Source organism: Bradyrhizobium vignae (assembly GCF_900324035.1).
Classification (GTDB): domain Bacteria; phylum Pseudomonadota; class Alphaproteobacteria; order Rhizobiales; family Xanthobacteraceae; genus Bradyrhizobium; species Bradyrhizobium vignae.
Window position 1 is genome coordinate 3,724,769 of record NZ_LS398110.1, and the last position, 16,110, is coordinate 3,740,878.

Genomic DNA, 16,110 nt, shown 5'->3' on the forward strand with positions numbered 1-16,110 from the left:
GGGCAGGGCGATGACCGAGACCAGCAAAACCGTAACGCGAGTTGATCTTTGCGAAGCCGTCTACCAGAAGGTAGGTCTGTCGCGCACGGAGTCGTCCGCCTTCGTGGAACTCGTGCTGAAGGAGATCACCGACTGCCTGGAGAAGGGTGAGACGGTGAAATTGTCATCGTTCGGTTCCTTCATGGTGCGCAAGAAGGGTCAGCGTATCGGCCGTAACCCGAAGACTGGCACCGAGGTGCCGATCTCGCCGCGCCGCGTCATGGTGTTCAAGCCCTCGGCGATCCTGAAGCAGCGGATCAATGCCCAGCACCGCACCAACGGCGACGCCACCAAGGCACAACAGGAAGAGGCGTAACCGCCTTTCGGAAAGGACTGGCATTTGGACAAGGCGCCGGATGCGTTCCGAACCATCAGCGAAGTAGCGCAGGAACTCGACATTCCGCAGCACGTGCTGCGGTTCTGGGAGACCCGCTTCTCCCAGATCAAGCCGATGAAGCGCAGCGGCGGACGCCGCTATTACCGCCCCGACGATGTCGACCTGCTGAAGGGCATCCGCCGGCTGCTCTACGGCGAGGGCTACACCATCCGCGGGGTGCAGCGGATCCTGAAAGAGCACGGCGTCAAATCGGTGCAGGGCCTCGCCGACAGCGCGGCAGCAGTCTCGTTCGGAGCCATCGAGGACGCCATCGGGCAGAGCCTGATGGAGCCCGAGGACGAGGCGCCCATCAAGGGCATCACCGACACCGACGATGACGACTTCCAGGGCGATGAGGAGGAAGGCATCGACTTCCGCTTCACCGAGATCGACGACGAGGAGATCCTCACCACCTTCCGCAAGGGCGGCGCCGCCGCCGCACCCGCCGGCCCCAGCGCGGTGGACCGGGAGCGCTTGGGTCGGGCACTTGCCGATCTCGTCGCAGCCAAGGAGATGCTGGATCAGGCGCTGAAGGACGGGTGAAGAGCTGCTTCCCGCCGGCTTTGCGGGCAGTTCCGGGACGGTTTGGGCGGATACACCAAAATGGTGTGACGTCGCCTTGCGCAAAGCGGCGATCCTAGCTAATGGAACGACATTCGGAGCGTGGCGCAGCCCGGTTAGCGCACTAGTCTGGGAGACTAGGGGTCGGAGGTTCAAATCCTCTCGCTCCGACCATTTTTCCAAATACTTTCGATCTCGTCTCGAGACGGCCCGTTTGCAGCGGGCCGCCCGTTTACAGGCGGTTTACGCAATCCGTTCGCTCCGCGTTCTCTTCGGCTAGGAGGCCAAAGGCGGAGAGTCCACGAGATCGACACCACGCGCGTCGTCGAGACCCGCGCCGGGGCACCAAGTCCCAGCCTACATCCCAAACATGACAACGGACGGCATCGACTCCGTAAGCCGCCGCGACAGGGCACTGTACGGCTCGATCAACTAACGCATCTGGCGGGCCCTTCTGGCTGCGAGCACTACCGCTCCGAACGACCGCCACTTGCGATGGAACCGGAATAAACATATGATAATCTTATTGAAACTCAGAGTTGCGTTAATTGAAGCACATTGCACCAGGCGGGCTCCGGTGCCGCACAGTTTTCACTAGGCCTGACAAGATCGCGCTTGCTGCCATCGGGGCTATGGCAGCGTTGGCAGTTCTCTCGGGCTTACTGAACCCACAATCGGAGACAACCAAAAGCGTGTTTCGCACCCCACCCAGCTGCTATTCAATCGGCACCTCGGTAGCCCCAGGGTGTTCAGCGACGCCAAGTGACACGACGAAATAGCCCGCGGACTTTGACTTCGCGTAGTTCGAGACGGGGCGAGCTATGAGGTCCGTCGACATCGTCGGAGGGGTTCTTCTAGGGATCGAGATCATCGCTACACCAAGCGCGAGCAGAAGCCCGCTAGCTTGAGGCCGAGCCAACGATGCGATCAGCTAACGAAGCATCAAAGTCTTGCGAAGGCTGCATGCGTAGAAAACCAACCGACCCCGCTGCCTGGGGAGCCGATGCATTGATGCTCCAATTTCGGATCGAGCGAATGGCAAGTGGGTTGGCAGGATCAGCACTGTATTGGTGCCTCTTGTCATGATCTGCCGTCAGCGTGCGATCGCGATCCTCCAAGGGGAGGTCTGGGAGAGCATCTTGAATATTCGTCCTATGATGCCATCGAGCTTACGCTATCAACTCCAAAATCGGCAGTTGCCAGGTAGGGGCTAGCCAAGCGCTGGTTTTGCGGCGGCGCGCAGCTCTGGGTTTGAGCTTACGGCCAAATACCCCACCACCATCCGCGTCGTCTCGTCCACCAGGACCTTCACCCTCTTCTCCGACAGCATCTCGGCGTGGTTCAGCACCGTGTTGTGCGCGACGGCCTCGATCGTGCTGACGCAGATGAACGTCGCTAGGCCCGGATCGATCTTGCGCATCTCCTTGCGGCGGCTTCCGAGATAGGTGCGCACCAAGGTGTGGACTTCGCGGTTGAAGGCTTCGACGTCCTTCAGCTGGCCGGTGCGGGGGATCTGCTCGGCGAGGACGCGGTGGAGTTTCGGGTTGATGCGGTGGGCTTCGATTGCGACGGTGACGAGTTTTCGCACGGCTTGCTCGATCGGCATGTCGGCGACTTCAAGGAGCGCGGTGCGGACGAGGCCCATGATCTCCTCGTTGTGGCGGTCGATCACGGCGGCGACGAGCGCCTCCTTGCTCGGGAAGTATTGATAGAGCGAGCCGACGCTGACGCCGGCGATCTCGGCGATGCGGTTGGTGCTGGCTTTCTCAAAACCTTCCTTGACCAGAATGCGAGCAGTCGCCTCGACCAGCGCGTCGACGGTGGCGCGGGATCGCTCCTGCGAGGCATTTTTCCGGGGTTTTGTGGGCGGTTTGCGGGCCACGGCCTTGTGATCTGAATGCGAGTAGGAAAAGCGAGTGAATGCTCGCATTATAGCGGCAAGCGGCGGCGGGTCGGCAAGCCTGTTTGTCGCCGCCGCGAACGCGCCAGATGGGGATATGGCCATGAGCGTTGCCAGGATCGTGTCGGCCTTGCAGTTTTGCCCGGGTGGTTGCGTGTTCAGTCCACCGGCCCGGCGCGATCCCGCGCCAAGCCTGCAAAGCCGCGCCTTCAACCTGCTGCTGCGCCTTCTTCCGTTCAAGAAGCAGCTGGCATCAGCCGAAGCCGTGCAGGCCCACGTGCGGAAGCTCGCATTGGAGCCTGTAACGTTCGAGCCGACGGGGCTCGGCCGCGGCGTCGAGGCGACGCTGACGAAGATGGGCGGCTGGCCGGTCTATTACACGGCACCGTCGTCGGGCCATGAGGGGTGCAACTACGTCATGTTCCTGCATGGCGGCGGCTTCATCAATGAGATCGTGCCGGCTCATTGGCGCTTCGTCGGACAGATGACTCGGCAGGCGCGCGTTTGCTGCGTCGTGCCGATCTATCCGCTGGCGCCGCGCGCGACTGCGAAGGACGTCGTGCCGACGACGGCCGAGCTGCTGCGCATGCTGCTGGAAGACGCAGGGTCCGCAAAGGTCACGGTGGTCGGCAATTCCGCCGGCGCAGGGCTCGCGCTCGCGGCCTGCCAGTGGCTGCGCGATCGCGGCCATCGGCAGCCGAGCCGTCTGGTGCTGATCTCGCCCGCGGCCGATGCGTCGGTCAGCCGCGTGGAGCAGGTTGCGATCGCTGCGCGCGATCCGATCCAGGACATTCCGGGGATCGTCGAGGCGGGACGGCTCTATGCCGGCGAGCTCGATGTCGGCCATCCCTTCGTCAGTCCGCTCAACGGCGCCTTCCGCGCGCTGGCGCCGATGACGATCTTCTCGGGGACGCGCGATCTGCTCTACCCTGACAGCGTCGATCTCGCGGAGCGGGCGCGGACGGTGGGCGTGTCGGTCGAGCTGCATCTTTTGCGCGGCCAGCCGCATAATTATGCGTTGATGCCGACGCCGGAAGGACGGCGGGCGCGTGCAATCATCCTGCGTGAGATTGGGTAGGAATGTGGCGTGATCATCGTCACAGAGCGCGTTGCCGCGAACGGTCCGGCGCTGGCGGCGCCCGCGTGGAGGGATAAGGCGATCCCCGGGGCGTTTCCTCGTCGTCTTGCTATCCGTTTTTTGCGGGCCTTCAGGCGCGGCCCTTGATCTCGTAGTGACCTGGCACGCATTTGTAGCGCTCGAGGCGCCAGTTGGCGTGATAGATCGGATGCTCGCCCATCCATTTCGCTAAGGGGGCCTGTGCACCGACCGCACACTGCATCATCGAAATCTCGGGCGTCATGTTGCTGTCGGTCACGATTTCCTCGACGCAAGCGCCCGAGGCAGACGCACCTAGCCGGCAGAGCACCGCTACGACGGTCACGAACATTCCTGTCACCTCATTGGTTGTTTCTGACCACGAAGAGGATGCAAGCGGAGTGCCAGAGCCTGTTACACGCAAACAACACGCTGGCTTGGCCGACTCAAACCCAGCGTCCATTCCCCCGTGGTTCCCGCATTTGTCCGGCTTCGGGTTATGGCGGTGCGCCTTGAGACGCCGACCGCGCGCTCCGCGTGGTGACCGCACTGGAGTGGCCGATAATCCGTGTGCCGAAATAACTGATGCCGAATGGCATCGCCGATCCGCTTTTACCCGCGGATGCGGCGCTGCTACAGTTTTGCGCGCGCCTCGCTAAATGGCGCTGCGACGAAGAAACATACCGACAAGGGGAGGGACCGAAGTCCGATGAAGGATTTTGCTGGAAAGATCGCGGTCATCACCGGCGGCGGCACGGGGATGGGGCGCGAGCTCGCGCGGCAGCTCGTCGCCGAAGGCTGCAACGTCGCGATGTGCGACGTCTCGGAAGCGGCGATGGCCGAGACCAAGCGGTTGTGCGAGGTCGACAGGCTGCCGCAGGGCCTGCGCGTCACGACGCATGTCGCCGACGTCGCGATCGAGGATCATCTGAAGCGCTTTCGCGACGAGCTCGCGGAGCAGCAGAAGACGGACAAGATCCATCTCCTGTTCAACAATGCCGGCATCGGCGGCGGCGGCAGCCTGTTCACCAACACGCGCGAGCAGTGGGAGCGCACCTTCAACATCTGCTGGGGCGGCGTCTATCTCGGCGTGCGCACCTTCCTGCCGATGCTGGTGGCGGCGGACGAGGCCCACATCGTCAACACCGCGAGCGTCAACGGCTTCTGGGCCTCGATCGGCATGAACCAGGCGCACACAGCCTACAGCTCGGCCAAGTTCGCCGTGAAAGGATTTACCGAAGCGCTGATCAACGATCTTCGCCTGCATGCCCCGCACCTCAAATGCTCGGTGGTGATGCCCGGTCACATCGGCACCTCGATAGTCTCCAATTCGCGCAAGGTGCAGACGGGCGACGGCTCGGAGCGGCTCAGCGACGACGAGGTGGCGCTGACCCGCAAGCGCATGGCCGCGGCCGGCGTGCCGGATGCCGACAAGATGTCGGACGACGACATCCAGGCGGCGTTCGCCGAGCGCGCCCGCAGCTTCCTGGAGGATGCGCCGACGACGGCGGCGCAGGCGGCGAAGATCATTCTCGACGGCGTCAAGGCGGAGCGCTGGCGTATTCTCGTCGGCGAGGACGCCAAGCATCTCGACGAGCGGGTGCGCGCCACGCCGGAGCAGGCTTACGACCGCGCCTTCTACGAAAGTTTAACGCAAGAGGTGGGCTGGCGGCTCGGGTGAGTCGGCACTGCCGACCCACTCAAGAGAAGCGCCCAGATGTAGGTATGATGGTCGTCATGACAAGAGGTGCGCGGCTGATTTCGCGTGCCAGCTCCCGCCAATTGGTAGCCGTATGATGAATTGGAATATCGGGCATGCGACAGGGACGATCGTTCAAGCGATGGTGATCTCAAGCGAGTCTCATTTGAAGCACGGTAGCTTGGTTGCTGAACTGAAATAGTTTAGTCAATCAGGGTAACGCGACGACCAGAGCGTAGCTCACCATGATGCCCGCATGCCTCTCCGACGATTTGATCTTTTGCCCGGAGCGTGAGGACATCTCCGCTGAATTCACGCGGCTCCTCACCGCGGCGCAGGAGGGTGGCGCCACCATCGCAGAATGCCTGCTGATCGCCCGCCAGCTGAAGCGTGGCGACGATCAGTCCTGGCACCGTGAATGGAAAAAGCTCGCGCGGGCCAACCGGCACCGCGCCGAAGCCGCGTTCGCGGAAGGGCACATGGCGAGCGCGCAGCGCAACTGGCTGCGCGCGATGAACTACTACGCTGCGGCGGCGATGCCGCTCGAGGCGGCCGACGAGCGCCGCTGGGTCGCGGTGCTCGCGACGCAGGAATGCGCCCGCCGCTATCTGTCGGCACGCACGCCCCCCGGCGAAGTGGTGACGATCCCCTGGCTCGATGACCATTCGCTGCAAGGCTATTTCCTGCCTGCGCCCTCGGGTCGAGGGCCGGCCCCGACCGTGATCTGCATCGGCGAGCCCGGACACCGCAAGGAAGAGTTTCTGTTCAAGCTGGCGCCGCATGCGCGCGAGCGTGGCTTTGCAATGCTGGCGCTGGATCTGTTCGGCGATCAGCGCGACGATTATCTCGATGTGCTGCTGCGGCGCCGGGATCTCGAAAGCGCAATTCCGGCCGTGATGGACTATCTGGAGACGCGCAGCGATGTCGATGTCGGCCGCATCGCCATCGTGGCCGATGGCTGGGGCTCGTCCTTCGTGGCACGCGCGGTGTTGCAGGAGCCGCGACTGGCGGCGGCCGTTTGCGACGGCGGACTGTGGGACTTGCACGAGCGGGCCTTCTTCGCCAGCCGCTTTGCGATGAGCGACGTCAGCATCGTTCCGGTGCCCCATGCGCCGCTGATGGCCTCCAGCGCCGAATGTCCGGTGCTGATCACGCTGGGCGAGGACGGCTGGCTCAAGGCCGACCGCGCCCGCCAGATCGTGCAGACGTCGCGGCTTGGCAGCTCCGAGGTCATGCTCAAGGTGTTCACCGCCGGTGAAACCGGCGCCGCGCAGGCCCACGCGGACAATCCGAGCCTCGCCAACGAATACATCTTCGACTGGCTTGAATCCCGGCTCAGTTCGCCTCTGCGAATCTGAAGCGCTACGACCTCCCTTAGAAGTCGAGGCTGAGGCGGACGCAGGCCTTCTCGAGGCGCGACTTCAACATCGCGAGCTTGGTGGTGAATTCGGTGAGCTCGTGCTCGTCGAACTCCTGGAAGACGAATTCCTTGATCGTCTTGTACTGTTCGTTGAGGCTCGCGAGGTGCTTCTGCGTCTTCTCGGTCAGGGACAGCCGCACCACTCTTGCGTCCGTCGGCGAGGGGCGGCGGCGCAGCAGGCCTTTCTTCTCGAGCAGCTTGGATTGCGTGGTGACGAAGGACGGATCGACGTGGAGGAGCTTGGAGACGACGTTGACCGGGATGCCATCGTCCTTGTCGAGGTCGGAGATCGCCATCAGTATCAGCCATTGCGGGCCGCTGATGCCGAGCGTCCGCGCCCAGATCTGCCGCACTTCCTCCAGATACATGTTGATCGACGATATCTCCCAGGTGAAGCGCCTGATGATATCCAGGTTGGCGATCGAGCGCAGGCGCGCTCCCTCTTTCCTCGTCGCGGACACAGCGTCACTCCCGTGAACTGATCTTTCAGGCCGGTGATCGTGGGATGCCATAGTCCACGCAAGCCTGCCCCGACGCAAGTGCAGAGCAGGGTAATTTTGTCACTAAAATTACAAAGATGAGAAAGTCAGGCTATAGGCTTCGGCGGAAGTGTTGCGCCGCGGGCACAGGTTTAGCGAAACCAGAAAGCTGATCAAATAAACTATTTTGATTAGCGAAACGGCGCAGGCATATTGATGCGTGACGGTGGGGGGTACTCGATCGTCCCGTTGCAGGTGGTTCGCTCACGTCCCTCGCCTCGATTGCGGGTGTGGCCGAAAGCGCAAAGCGGCCGAGCGGATTTGAGAGACGGGGATCTTGGGGGGCCTCACGGTCCGGTCTCCGTAAAATGAGCAACTTGGAGGTTTTAAATGAAAGTGGTGAAGAGCCTTTTGCTCGGCACTGCGGCGGGTCTGATCGCCGTCGGTGGAGCCCAGGCCGCCGATCTTCCGGTCAAGGCCAAGGCGGTCGAGTACGTCAAGATCTGCACGCTCTACGGCGCGGGCTTCTACTACATCCCGGGCAGCGACACCTGCATCAAGCTGGGCGGCTATTTGCGTGCCGAAGTGGCGCTCAACGCCGGCGGCAATTACAGCGCCCAGTACAACGGCGTGTTCGCGGCCAACAACCGCCTGACCAACTACTACTCGATGCGCGCGCGTGAAGATCTCAACATCGACACCCGCACCGCGACCGAGTACGGCGTCGTCCGCACCTATTTCGACGCGGTCTTCACCTGGACGACCGGCAACTATGGCGGCACCGGTTCGGCCACGGGAGCGACCCAGTACAGCGGCACGATCGGCCTCAACGCGGCCGGCACCGGCCTCACCGGCTCGAGCGGCGGCGCCGTCAACGGCACGGACGGCGGCATCTCCGGTGGCGCGCTCGGCGTCTACTACGCCTTCATCCAGTTCGCCGGATTCACCATGGGTAAGGCGGTGTCGCAGTTCGACGCGCCCTGGATCAACTATCCCGGCAACAATTTCGACCAGCTGGTCGGCGGCAGCGGCACCACCAACGGCGTGGCGCAGTTCACCTACACGGCCGATTTCGGCCAGGGCATCACGGCCTCGTTCTCGGCGCAGGACCAGACGCAGGTCTTCCAGACCAACATCTGGAACACGGCCGGCATGTCGACCACGGGCGTGCTCGGCGGTGCCTACGGTTCGAACGACCTCGGCGGCAGCCGCTCGCCCGATCTCGTCGCGATGGTTCGCGTCGATCAAGCCTGGGGCCTGTTCCAGGCGTCGGTCGCGGCGCACGACAACCATGTCGCTTACTACGGCGCCACTGAAACCACCGGTCATCCGGAAGACAAGTGGGGCTGGGCCGTCCAGCTCGCATTGGGCATCAAGAACATCCCGACTGGCGCCGGCGACGTGATCAACATCTCGGGCGTCTACACTGAAGGCGCGAGCCGCTACAACTTCCAGGAGCTGGCCGCGACCAGCTACTCGATGTTCGGCAGCTCGAACGCGGCCTATCAGAGCATCGGCTTCGCCGGCGTGTCTGATGCGGTGTTCGCACCGGGCGGCAGCCTCGAACTGACCAAGACCTACGGTTTCCGTGGTGCCTACACCCACAACTGGAATCCGTACTGGAACACGGCGCTGTACGGCGCGTGGGCTGCGGTCAATTACAGCGGCACGGCGAAAGGCCTGATCTGCGGCAGCGCCGCGTTCGCCACCCTGACCGGCACCTGCAACCCGGACTTCAACATCGGCCAGGTCGGCGTCATCACGCGCTGGACGCCGGTGAAGAACCTGACCTTCTCGGCCGACTTCACCTACAGCCATCTCGACCAGAAGTATTCGGGCGCGATCACGACCGGAGCCCTGACCGGCGTCGCCAAGCCGGCGGCGACCTACGAGCTGAAGGACCAGGACACCTACAGCCTGCTGCTGCGCGCCCAGCGCAACTGGTAAGCTTGGGGTATCGAGCCCTTGATGAAGCCCCGGCGGGAAACCGCCGGGGCTTTTTTCCGCAATGAGGGGCGTTCGGAAAATCCGGCAGCCGTTGCGAAGCGCGAAGACGAGCCATGCGGTTCGATCGCCTCAAATTTATTTACTTACCTGAGTTACTAAGCTATATGGCTTTTGGCCAAATACGAAAGTTGCGGCTCTTAGCTTCACGCTAAGCCTCCAGAAACCTCCGGTGATGCCCCGCCGGAGGTTTTTTGTTTTTGGAGATGCTGCAGATCAACCGCGCATCGCGCGAGCGCGCGCATACGGCCGGTAGGCGAGGCGGCTGTGACCGGCGCAATAGGGCTGGCCGTCGGGCGTCGTGTTGCCGCAGAAGCAGAAATCGTCTTCGCCCGGCGTCGAGATCGGCCATCGGCAGCGGTTCTCGGACAGCTCCAGCAGCGAGCAGCGATTGGCGTCGTCGATCGGGCCTGCGACCACCGGCGCGTCGGCCTCGCCATAGATGGTGGCGAGCATCTCGTATTGCAGCCGCGGCACGGCCTTGCGCGCCCGCGCCGGCGCCAAGCCTCTGTCCTGGACCTTGCGGTCGTCGAATGTCCGGCCGCGCGTCAGATTCAGCCGCGACAGCTTGCCGATCACGGCGTTGCGGCTGACGCCGATGTCGGCGGCGATCTCGCTGCAGGAGAGGCCGGCGTCGAAGTGCCGCTTCAACAGCTCAATGCGTTCGTCGGTCCAAGTTCGTGAAGAGGCAGGCGAGAGAACAGGCATGTGTTGCGATCCCAGGTTGCAGATGTCGGCCATCCGCCCGCTCGGAGATCCGTCCGCCTCACGTCCGGCGCGCGCTCACGTCCTGCCATTGTCGCGGATCGACAGAAGCCCGTCCTTGATGGCGAGACGGATGCCTTCCTCGATCAATGTCCGCGCGACGCCGGGAACGCTGGTGCCGTGGGTGCCCTGTCTCACCAGTTTCTCCAGATAGGCGATGGTCGAGAGCGCCAGGGTTACGGGAATGCGGTCAGTCTCGGCTTTTTCGGTGGCCATGGCCCGAACGCTAGCCTCTTACTCGGGTACATAAAAGTAACGATTAAGACTCTATTTAGTTTCGGGGGTGGAAGTCAAATCAGCGCCGGGGCAGCAGCTCACCTGGTTGGAATCGCTTGGGAATCGGACACGTCGCGGCGCGCCGCAGGGAAGACCGGGCGGCGGCTCGATGTCGGCAGGTCGGGGAAGGGCGCGGCGGCTCAGCCGTGCACGATCGTCTTTTCGATCATGCAATGGATGCCCTTGGCGCCGTTGACGGTCTGGGTCACGCGCAGGTCTGCGGCCAGGCTGCACAGCGTGTAGGCATCCTCGCGCGATAGATTTCGCGTCTCGCCGAGCAGCGCGATCATGTCGCGCAGCGCACGCACCACGCATTGGTCGAGATCGGGGTCCATCGCCATGGTCATGTAGTGCGTCGGCGTCTCGGCGCGGGGGTACTCGAGCCTGAGGTCCTTGCGCAGCGTGAGGCGGAAGCGGCCCCGCAGCGCGGTCTCGATCGCGGTGACGCAGACCTCGCCGTCGCCCTGCACGCCATGGCCGTCGCCGCAGGAGAACATCGCACCTGGCACGAACACCGGCAGATACAGCGTCGCACCCGCACCGAGCTCCTTGTTGTCGAGATTGCCGCCCATTGCGCGCGGGATCAGCGAGGAGATACGGCCCCAGCTAGGTGGCGGCGATACGCCCATCACGCCGAAGAACGGTTTGAGCGGCAGGTCTAAACCCCAGGGCATGCGGCCGACCATCCGCGTCCGGTCGAGTGGGATGTTGAGGAAGCGCGTCTCGTGGAAATCGTCGGGCAGGGTGCCGGCCAGCGGCTTGATCATGTTCCAGCCCCAATCCTGCCGGAGCTGCACGTCGAGGATCTCGACCGCGAGCACGTCGCCGGGCTCGGCTCCCTCGACCGCGATCGGGCCGGTGAGGATGTGGCCCGGCAGCATGCGCTCGTTTGTGGCATGAACCTGGTGCATTTCCGGCGGAATGTGAAATTTGTCGCGATCGGGCAGCACGTCCGGACCGCCGCTGATGGTATCGACCGTCACCTCATCGCCGCTGGCAATGGTGAGGACGGGCTTGAGCGCGGCTTCGAAGAAGCCCCAATGACAGGTTTCGGGGGTGGAATGCAGGTGATGATGGGTCATATGCCGCGTCCGGTTGGTTTCATCGGCCGCGGGCTTGACCCGGCGATCGATCCTCTTTCAAGAAGATTTCTGAAGATGGCGGGGCCGGTCAAGCCCCGCACAGACAGGCAAGATGATTTCAGCGAGGCTCCCCTGTTTTTCGTTCTTTCCAAGACCCTCGGCACCGCGCTGCTGCCGATCAATCTCCTGGTCGAGCTCGGAATCCTGTCTGTCGTGCTGATGGTGACGCGCTTTGCCGCGCTCGGCCGCAAGCTTGCCGTGATCACGCTGGTGCTGCTGGCGCTCGCGGCGTTCTCGCCGCTCGGCAATCTGTTGATCTATCCGCTGGAGTCTCGCTTTCCTGCGTGGGACGCCTCGCGCGGCGCGCCCGACGGCATCATCGTGCTCGGCGGCTCGGTCGACACCGATCTGTCGGCGGCGCATCGCACGCCGGTCGTCGCGCACGCGGCCGATCGTCTGTTCGCGCCGGCCGAGCTTGCCCGCCGCTATCCGAGCGCGCGCATCGTGTTCACGGGAGGCAACGCGAACCTGGTTTCGACCGAGGCGAAGGAGGCCGACTATTCCGCGCCGATCCTGGAGAACCTCGGCATACCGAAGGAGCGCCTGATCCTCGAACGTGACTCCCGCAACACCTGGGAGAATGCGATGTTCACCAAGAAATTGGTGTCACCAAAGCCGCGCGAGCGCTGGCTGCTGGTGACGTCGGCCTTCCACATGCCGCGCTCGATGGGGATCTTCCGCAAGGCTGGATTTGACGTCGAGGCGTATCCGGTGGACTGGCGGATGGGCGGACGAGACGATTTGTTTTCCTTCACGAATATGGGTGCGGACGGACTCGGCCGAACGGAAGTGGCCATCCGCGAGTGGATCGGCCTCGTGGCCTACCGTCTGATGGGCCGAACCGGCGAGTTGCTTCCAGGACCGGGCAGGGACTAGAACGAGGGCACCAAGACAAGAACACGGCGCGCGATCGCCGGCGCGGAGGAAGCCATGCAACAGCAGAGTGCAGACAGGATCGATCTTGCCGGCCTCGTCGCCGATCTCAACAGCTTGCTGCGGCTGAAGACCAACGTGATCGGCATGAAGTTGTTCGCGACGGCCGCAGAGATGGAGGCGATCCCGAAAATCCGCCGCCCGAATGCAATTCACACCACCGATCAGATCGTCAGCATGGCGGCGCGCCTCGGCTGGACCGTCGGCATCACCGCCGACGATCTCGTAGGTAGCCAATGCCGCGCCGTGATCGGGCTCAGCCCCCAGGACGACAAATGGCTCGCCGGCGAGAACTATGTCGGAGTCTGGCATGGTACCGCAGAAGATGCGCGCAAGCGCCAGGAGGCGCTGGACGTGGTTCCGTTCGGACACTATCAGGCGCTCGCCGTCAGTCCGCTGGCGAGCGGCCGGCTCGATCCGCCCGACATCTGCCTCGTCTATGCAACGCCGGGGCAGATGATCATCCTGATCAACGGGCTGCAATATACCGGCTACAAGAAATTCGAGTGGGGCGTGGTCGGCGAGACCGCGTGCGCGGATTCCTGGGGGCGGGCGCTCAAGACCGGGGAGCCCAGCCTGTCCTTGCCATGCTATGCCGAACGGCGCTATGGCGGCGTGCCGGACGAGGAGATGCTGATGGCATTGAAGCCTTCGCATCTCGCCAAGGCAATTGAAGGCATGAAGGCGCTGGCCAAGAACGGCCTGCGCTATCCGATCCCGCCCTATGGCATTCAAAGTGACGTCCGTGCCGGCATGGGCGTGAGTTACGCGAAGAAGTAAAGGCCGATCATGAGCTCTGCGAAATTCGACATCGTCGTCTACGGCGCGACCGGCTTCACCGGCCAGCTCGTCGCCGAATATCTGGCGGCCCATTACAAGGACGACATGGCGCTGAAATGGGCGATGGCGGGTCGCAGCCTCGACAAGCTGAAATCGGTGCGCGACGCCATTGGCGCGCCAGCCGACACGCCGCTGATCGTGGCGGATGCGTCGGACGCGGCGTCGCTGAAGGCGATGGTGGCGCAGACCAAGTCGGTGATCACGACGGTCGGTCCCTATCAATTCTATGGCGAGGACCTGCTCGCGGCCTGCGTCGCTGCGGGTGCGGACTATTTCGATCTCTGCGGCGAGCCGGTCTGGATGCGACAGATGATCGACAAGTACGGTGCGGCGGCCGAGGCGAGCGGCGCGCGCATCGTGTTTTCCTGCGGCTATGATTCCGTGCCGTTCGAGCTCGGCACTTTCTTCGTGCAGGAAGAGGCGAGGCGTGTGTTTGGCGCGCCGGCCCCGCGCGTGAAGGGCCGCGTGCGCGACATGCGCGGCACGCTGTCCGGTGGCACCGCGGCGAGCGCGAAAGCGACCTTCGACGCCGTCGCGAAGGATCTCAGCCTCGTCGCCATCCTCAACGATCACTTCGCGCTGACGCCGGGCTTCACCGGCCCGAAACAGCCGAAGGGCAACAGGGCGACTTACGAGGAGGACCTGCAATCCTGGGCCGCTCCGTTCATGATGGCGCTGATCAACACCCGCAACGTCCATCGCTCCAACATGCTGATGGGCTTTCCGTACGGGAAGGACTTCGTCTACGACGAGATGGTCCTGACCGGTCCCGGCGAGAAGGGCGAGGCCAATGCGAAGCGCGTGATGGCGGCCAATGCCGAGAAGACCGGTCCGAACGCACCGAAGCCAGGCGAGGGGCCGTCGAAGGAGGAGCGCGAGAACGGTCTGTTCAATCTGCTCTACGTCGCGATTGCTCCCGACGGTCGCATGGTCCGCGCCGGCGTCACCGGAGACCGCGATCCCGGTTACGGCTCGACCTCGAAGATGATCTCCGAATGCGCGATCTGCCTGCTGCGCGACGCAGCAGACGTTCCGGCCGGTTTCTGGACGCCGGGCGCAGCGATGCAGCACAAGCTGATCAAGCGGCTGGTCGATCACGCCGGGCTGACGTTCGGGGTGGAAGGGTAGGTTGGCTCTCGTAGCAACCATTAGATTCGCCCGATCGCTGAGGGTAGCGTGACGCCGTGCTTGCGGCCGTCAAGGCGTGGCCTGGCGGCAGCGGAGATGGAGTTGAGGCCAGGGCGACGGCCAGCCTTTGACGGCCGCGGCGCGCGGCGTCTTTGTGACGGCAGGTCGGGACGAAGAAACGGTGCTTCGGCCGAACAAAGAAACGCCATCAGGTAGCCGGAGCCCTCGCGATCTCGGGCGGTTTTGTCTGCCAAGGCGTGCCGCGGGCGACCACTGTGTTGGCGAAGATTAATAGCTTTCTGGCGCAAGCGATCAATGCGCGCTTGTGTTCCTTGCCTGCTCCCATCAGCCTTCCATAGAGCGTGATGAGCTGCGGATTCCAGCGAAATGACGCCGGCAGCGCCGCAGTAAAGAGCGCACGTCGCAGCCGTTCACGCCCGCCGGCGATGTGACGAACGCCGGTGCGATCGCCGCTGTCGTCATCGTAAGGGGCAATGCCAGCCAGCGCGGCCGCTTGCTCGCGCGTGATCTGACCGATCTCGGGCATCCGCACCAGAATGACCATGGCGGTCTTTAGCCCGATACCATCGATGCTGTTGATCAAGTCGAGCCGCTCGGCAAGATCGCGATGCTCACGGATTGCGGCGGCCAGTGCCTTCAGTTCGACCTTCTCGCGCTTGGCCAGGCGAGCGATATCCTCCTTCCACAGCTTCTGGAGCCGCATATTGCGGCAGCTCTCGATCCGGTTCTTCAGCCGAGCAATGTCCTCGGTGATCTGGTCGATCATCGTCAGGTGCTCGGCAAATGGCAGCAAGCGGGGATCCGGAGCTGCGTGGATCTTCTTGACCGCGGCGGTGCAGGCCGCAATCAGCGCGGCATCGATCTTGTCGTTCTTGGCGCGCTGCAGCTGGAACACGGCATAAGCGCGCACCTGGGCCGGCTGAAATACGACGACCACAAACCGCTGGCGCCGCAACTCGGCGACGACAGCCTGCTCATAGCCGCCGCTCGCCTCGATCCCGACCCGTTTGACCTTGTGGCGCTGCAACCATTCCACCAGCACTTTATAGCCATCCGGCGTGTTATCGGCCTGAAGCCGCTCCAAACTGCCATCAAGTGCCACATCGAGCTTACGTTTACCGGTATCGATCCCGGCACAGATCGTGATACGCTTGGCCATCTTCGTCGACCCTCCCTTGTGTGTGCGAACCTAAAGTTCGTTCAACCATCCGGGTCCCGATGAAGTACCGATCGCGATCCTGCTACGAAAGGCAGCCCTCAAGGCTTCGGTCGGCATCGATCCGATCGATCGGCAGCCCAGCTCGGGCGGCCACCCGAGCTGGGCCATTCCTCACGGAACGAGGCCATTCTAGTCCGGTGCGCTAAAACAAGGGTGGGCAAAGGCGCAACGCGCCGTGCCCACCATCTCTCTGGGATCGCATCAGCAATGGT

The 16,110-nt window shown here is 63.4% G+C and carries 16 protein-coding genes and 1 tRNA gene; 10 read left to right on the top strand and 7 right to left on the bottom strand.

Annotation, left to right across the window (positions count from 1 at the left end):
* Positions 1-10 precede the first annotated feature (10 nt).
* The 3 genes from BRAD3257_RS18140 (at position 11) to BRAD3257_RS18150 (ending at position 1,150) form a co-directional block, all read left to right on the top strand.
* Entirely contained in the window at positions 11-355 is a 345-nt protein-coding gene (locus tag BRAD3257_RS18140) for an integration host factor subunit alpha (RefSeq protein WP_162500246.1), read from the top strand.
* A gap of 24 nt (positions 356-379) precedes the next feature.
* A complete protein-coding gene (locus BRAD3257_RS18145) occupies positions 380-958 on the top strand; it encodes a MerR family transcriptional regulator (RefSeq protein ID WP_122402946.1) in 579 nt (192 codons plus the stop codon).
* Between the two features lie 114 nt (positions 959-1,072).
* Positions 1,073-1,150: transfer RNA gene (locus tag BRAD3257_RS18150), tRNA-Pro, on the top strand.
* Between the two features lie 1,036 nt (positions 1,151-2,186).
* Here the strand turns inward: BRAD3257_RS18150 and BRAD3257_RS18155 are convergent.
* Entirely contained in the window at positions 2,187-3,089 is a 903-nt protein-coding gene (locus BRAD3257_RS18155; protein WP_244607983.1) for a TetR/AcrR family transcriptional regulator, read from the bottom strand.
* Between BRAD3257_RS18155 and BRAD3257_RS18160 the strand changes: the two genes are divergently transcribed.
* Positions 3,031-3,954 carry an alpha/beta fold hydrolase gene (locus tag BRAD3257_RS18160; RefSeq protein ID WP_244607984.1) on the top strand — a complete coding sequence of 308 codons (924 nt, stop codon included), beginning with the start codon at positions 3,031-3,033 and terminating at the stop codon, positions 3,952-3,954. The two genes, BRAD3257_RS18155 and BRAD3257_RS18160, sit on opposite strands and share 59 nt — an antisense overlap.
* Before the next feature lie 130 nt (positions 3,955-4,084).
* Here BRAD3257_RS18160 and BRAD3257_RS18165 read toward each other — a convergent pair whose 3' ends face one another.
* Positions 4,085-4,324 carry a hypothetical protein gene (locus tag BRAD3257_RS18165; RefSeq protein ID WP_122402948.1) on the bottom strand — a complete coding sequence of 80 codons (240 nt, stop codon included), beginning with the start codon at positions 4,322-4,324 and terminating at the stop codon, positions 4,085-4,087.
* A gap of 357 nt (positions 4,325-4,681) precedes the next feature.
* Between BRAD3257_RS18165 and BRAD3257_RS18170 the strand changes: the two genes are divergently transcribed.
* Together BRAD3257_RS18170 and BRAD3257_RS18175 are read left to right on the top strand one after the other, a co-directional pair.
* A complete protein-coding gene (locus tag BRAD3257_RS18170) occupies positions 4,682-5,653 on the top strand; it encodes an SDR family NAD(P)-dependent oxidoreductase (RefSeq protein WP_122402949.1) in 972 nt (323 codons plus the stop codon).
* A gap of 263 nt (positions 5,654-5,916) precedes the next feature.
* A complete protein-coding gene (locus BRAD3257_RS18175) occupies positions 5,917-7,029 on the top strand; it encodes an alpha/beta hydrolase family protein (protein ID WP_122402950.1) in 1,113 nt (370 codons plus the stop codon).
* Between the two features lie 16 nt (positions 7,030-7,045).
* On the opposite strand, the gene BRAD3257_RS18180 is transcribed toward BRAD3257_RS18175, so the two are convergent.
* The gene (locus BRAD3257_RS18180; RefSeq protein WP_162500248.1) at positions 7,046-7,552 is read right to left on the bottom strand and encodes a MarR family winged helix-turn-helix transcriptional regulator; all 507 of its coding nucleotides are present in this window, start codon (positions 7,550-7,552) and stop codon (positions 7,046-7,048) included.
* Positions 7,553-7,960: 408 nt separating this feature from the next.
* Here BRAD3257_RS18180 and BRAD3257_RS18185 point away from each other — a divergent pair, with 408 nt between their 5' ends.
* Complete coding sequence (locus BRAD3257_RS18185; RefSeq protein ID WP_122402952.1) at positions 7,961-9,517, top strand: porin; 1,557 nt, start codon at positions 7,961-7,963, stop codon at positions 9,515-9,517.
* 273 nt (positions 9,518-9,790) lie between these two features.
* Here the strand turns inward: BRAD3257_RS18185 and BRAD3257_RS18190 are convergent, their stop codons facing one another.
* From BRAD3257_RS18190 to BRAD3257_RS18200, 3 genes are all read right to left on the bottom strand, one after another.
* A complete protein-coding gene (locus BRAD3257_RS18190) occupies positions 9,791-10,282 on the bottom strand; it encodes a GcrA family cell cycle regulator (protein WP_162500249.1) in 492 nt (163 codons plus the stop codon).
* 75 nt (positions 10,283-10,357) lie between these two features.
* Positions 10,358-10,555: a hypothetical protein gene (locus BRAD3257_RS18195; protein ID WP_024341172.1), complete on the bottom strand. Its 198-nt coding sequence runs from the start codon at positions 10,553-10,555 to the stop codon at positions 10,358-10,360.
* A 200-nt stretch (positions 10,556-10,755) separates the two neighbouring features.
* The gene (locus tag BRAD3257_RS18200) at positions 10,756-11,697 is read right to left on the bottom strand and encodes an acetamidase/formamidase family protein (RefSeq protein WP_122402954.1); all 942 of its coding nucleotides are present in this window, start codon (positions 11,695-11,697) and stop codon (positions 10,756-10,758) included.
* Between the two features lie 168 nt (positions 11,698-11,865).
* Here BRAD3257_RS18200 and BRAD3257_RS18205 point away from each other — a divergent pair, with 168 nt between their 5' ends.
* The 3 genes from BRAD3257_RS18205 to BRAD3257_RS18215 are packed head-to-tail and all read left to right on the top strand — an operon-like array spanning position 11,866 to position 14,658.
* A complete protein-coding gene (locus tag BRAD3257_RS18205) occupies positions 11,866-12,633 on the top strand; it encodes a YdcF family protein (RefSeq protein ID WP_162500586.1) in 768 nt (255 codons plus the stop codon).
* Between the two features lie 54 nt (positions 12,634-12,687).
* Positions 12,688-13,470 (top strand): DUF169 domain-containing protein, encoded by a 783-nt coding sequence (locus BRAD3257_RS18210; RefSeq protein ID WP_122402956.1) that lies wholly within the window; start codon positions 12,688-12,690, stop codon positions 13,468-13,470.
* Between the two features lie 9 nt (positions 13,471-13,479).
* Positions 13,480-14,658 (top strand): saccharopine dehydrogenase family protein, encoded by a 1,179-nt coding sequence (locus BRAD3257_RS18215; RefSeq protein ID WP_122402957.1) that lies wholly within the window; start codon positions 13,480-13,482, stop codon positions 14,656-14,658.
* 208 nt (positions 14,659-14,866) lie between these two features.
* Here the strand turns inward: BRAD3257_RS18215 and BRAD3257_RS18220 are convergent, their stop codons facing one another.
* Entirely contained in the window at positions 14,867-15,838 is a 972-nt protein-coding gene (locus tag BRAD3257_RS18220) for an IS110 family RNA-guided transposase (RefSeq protein WP_122400484.1), read from the bottom strand.
* Positions 15,839-16,110 lie beyond the last annotated feature (272 nt).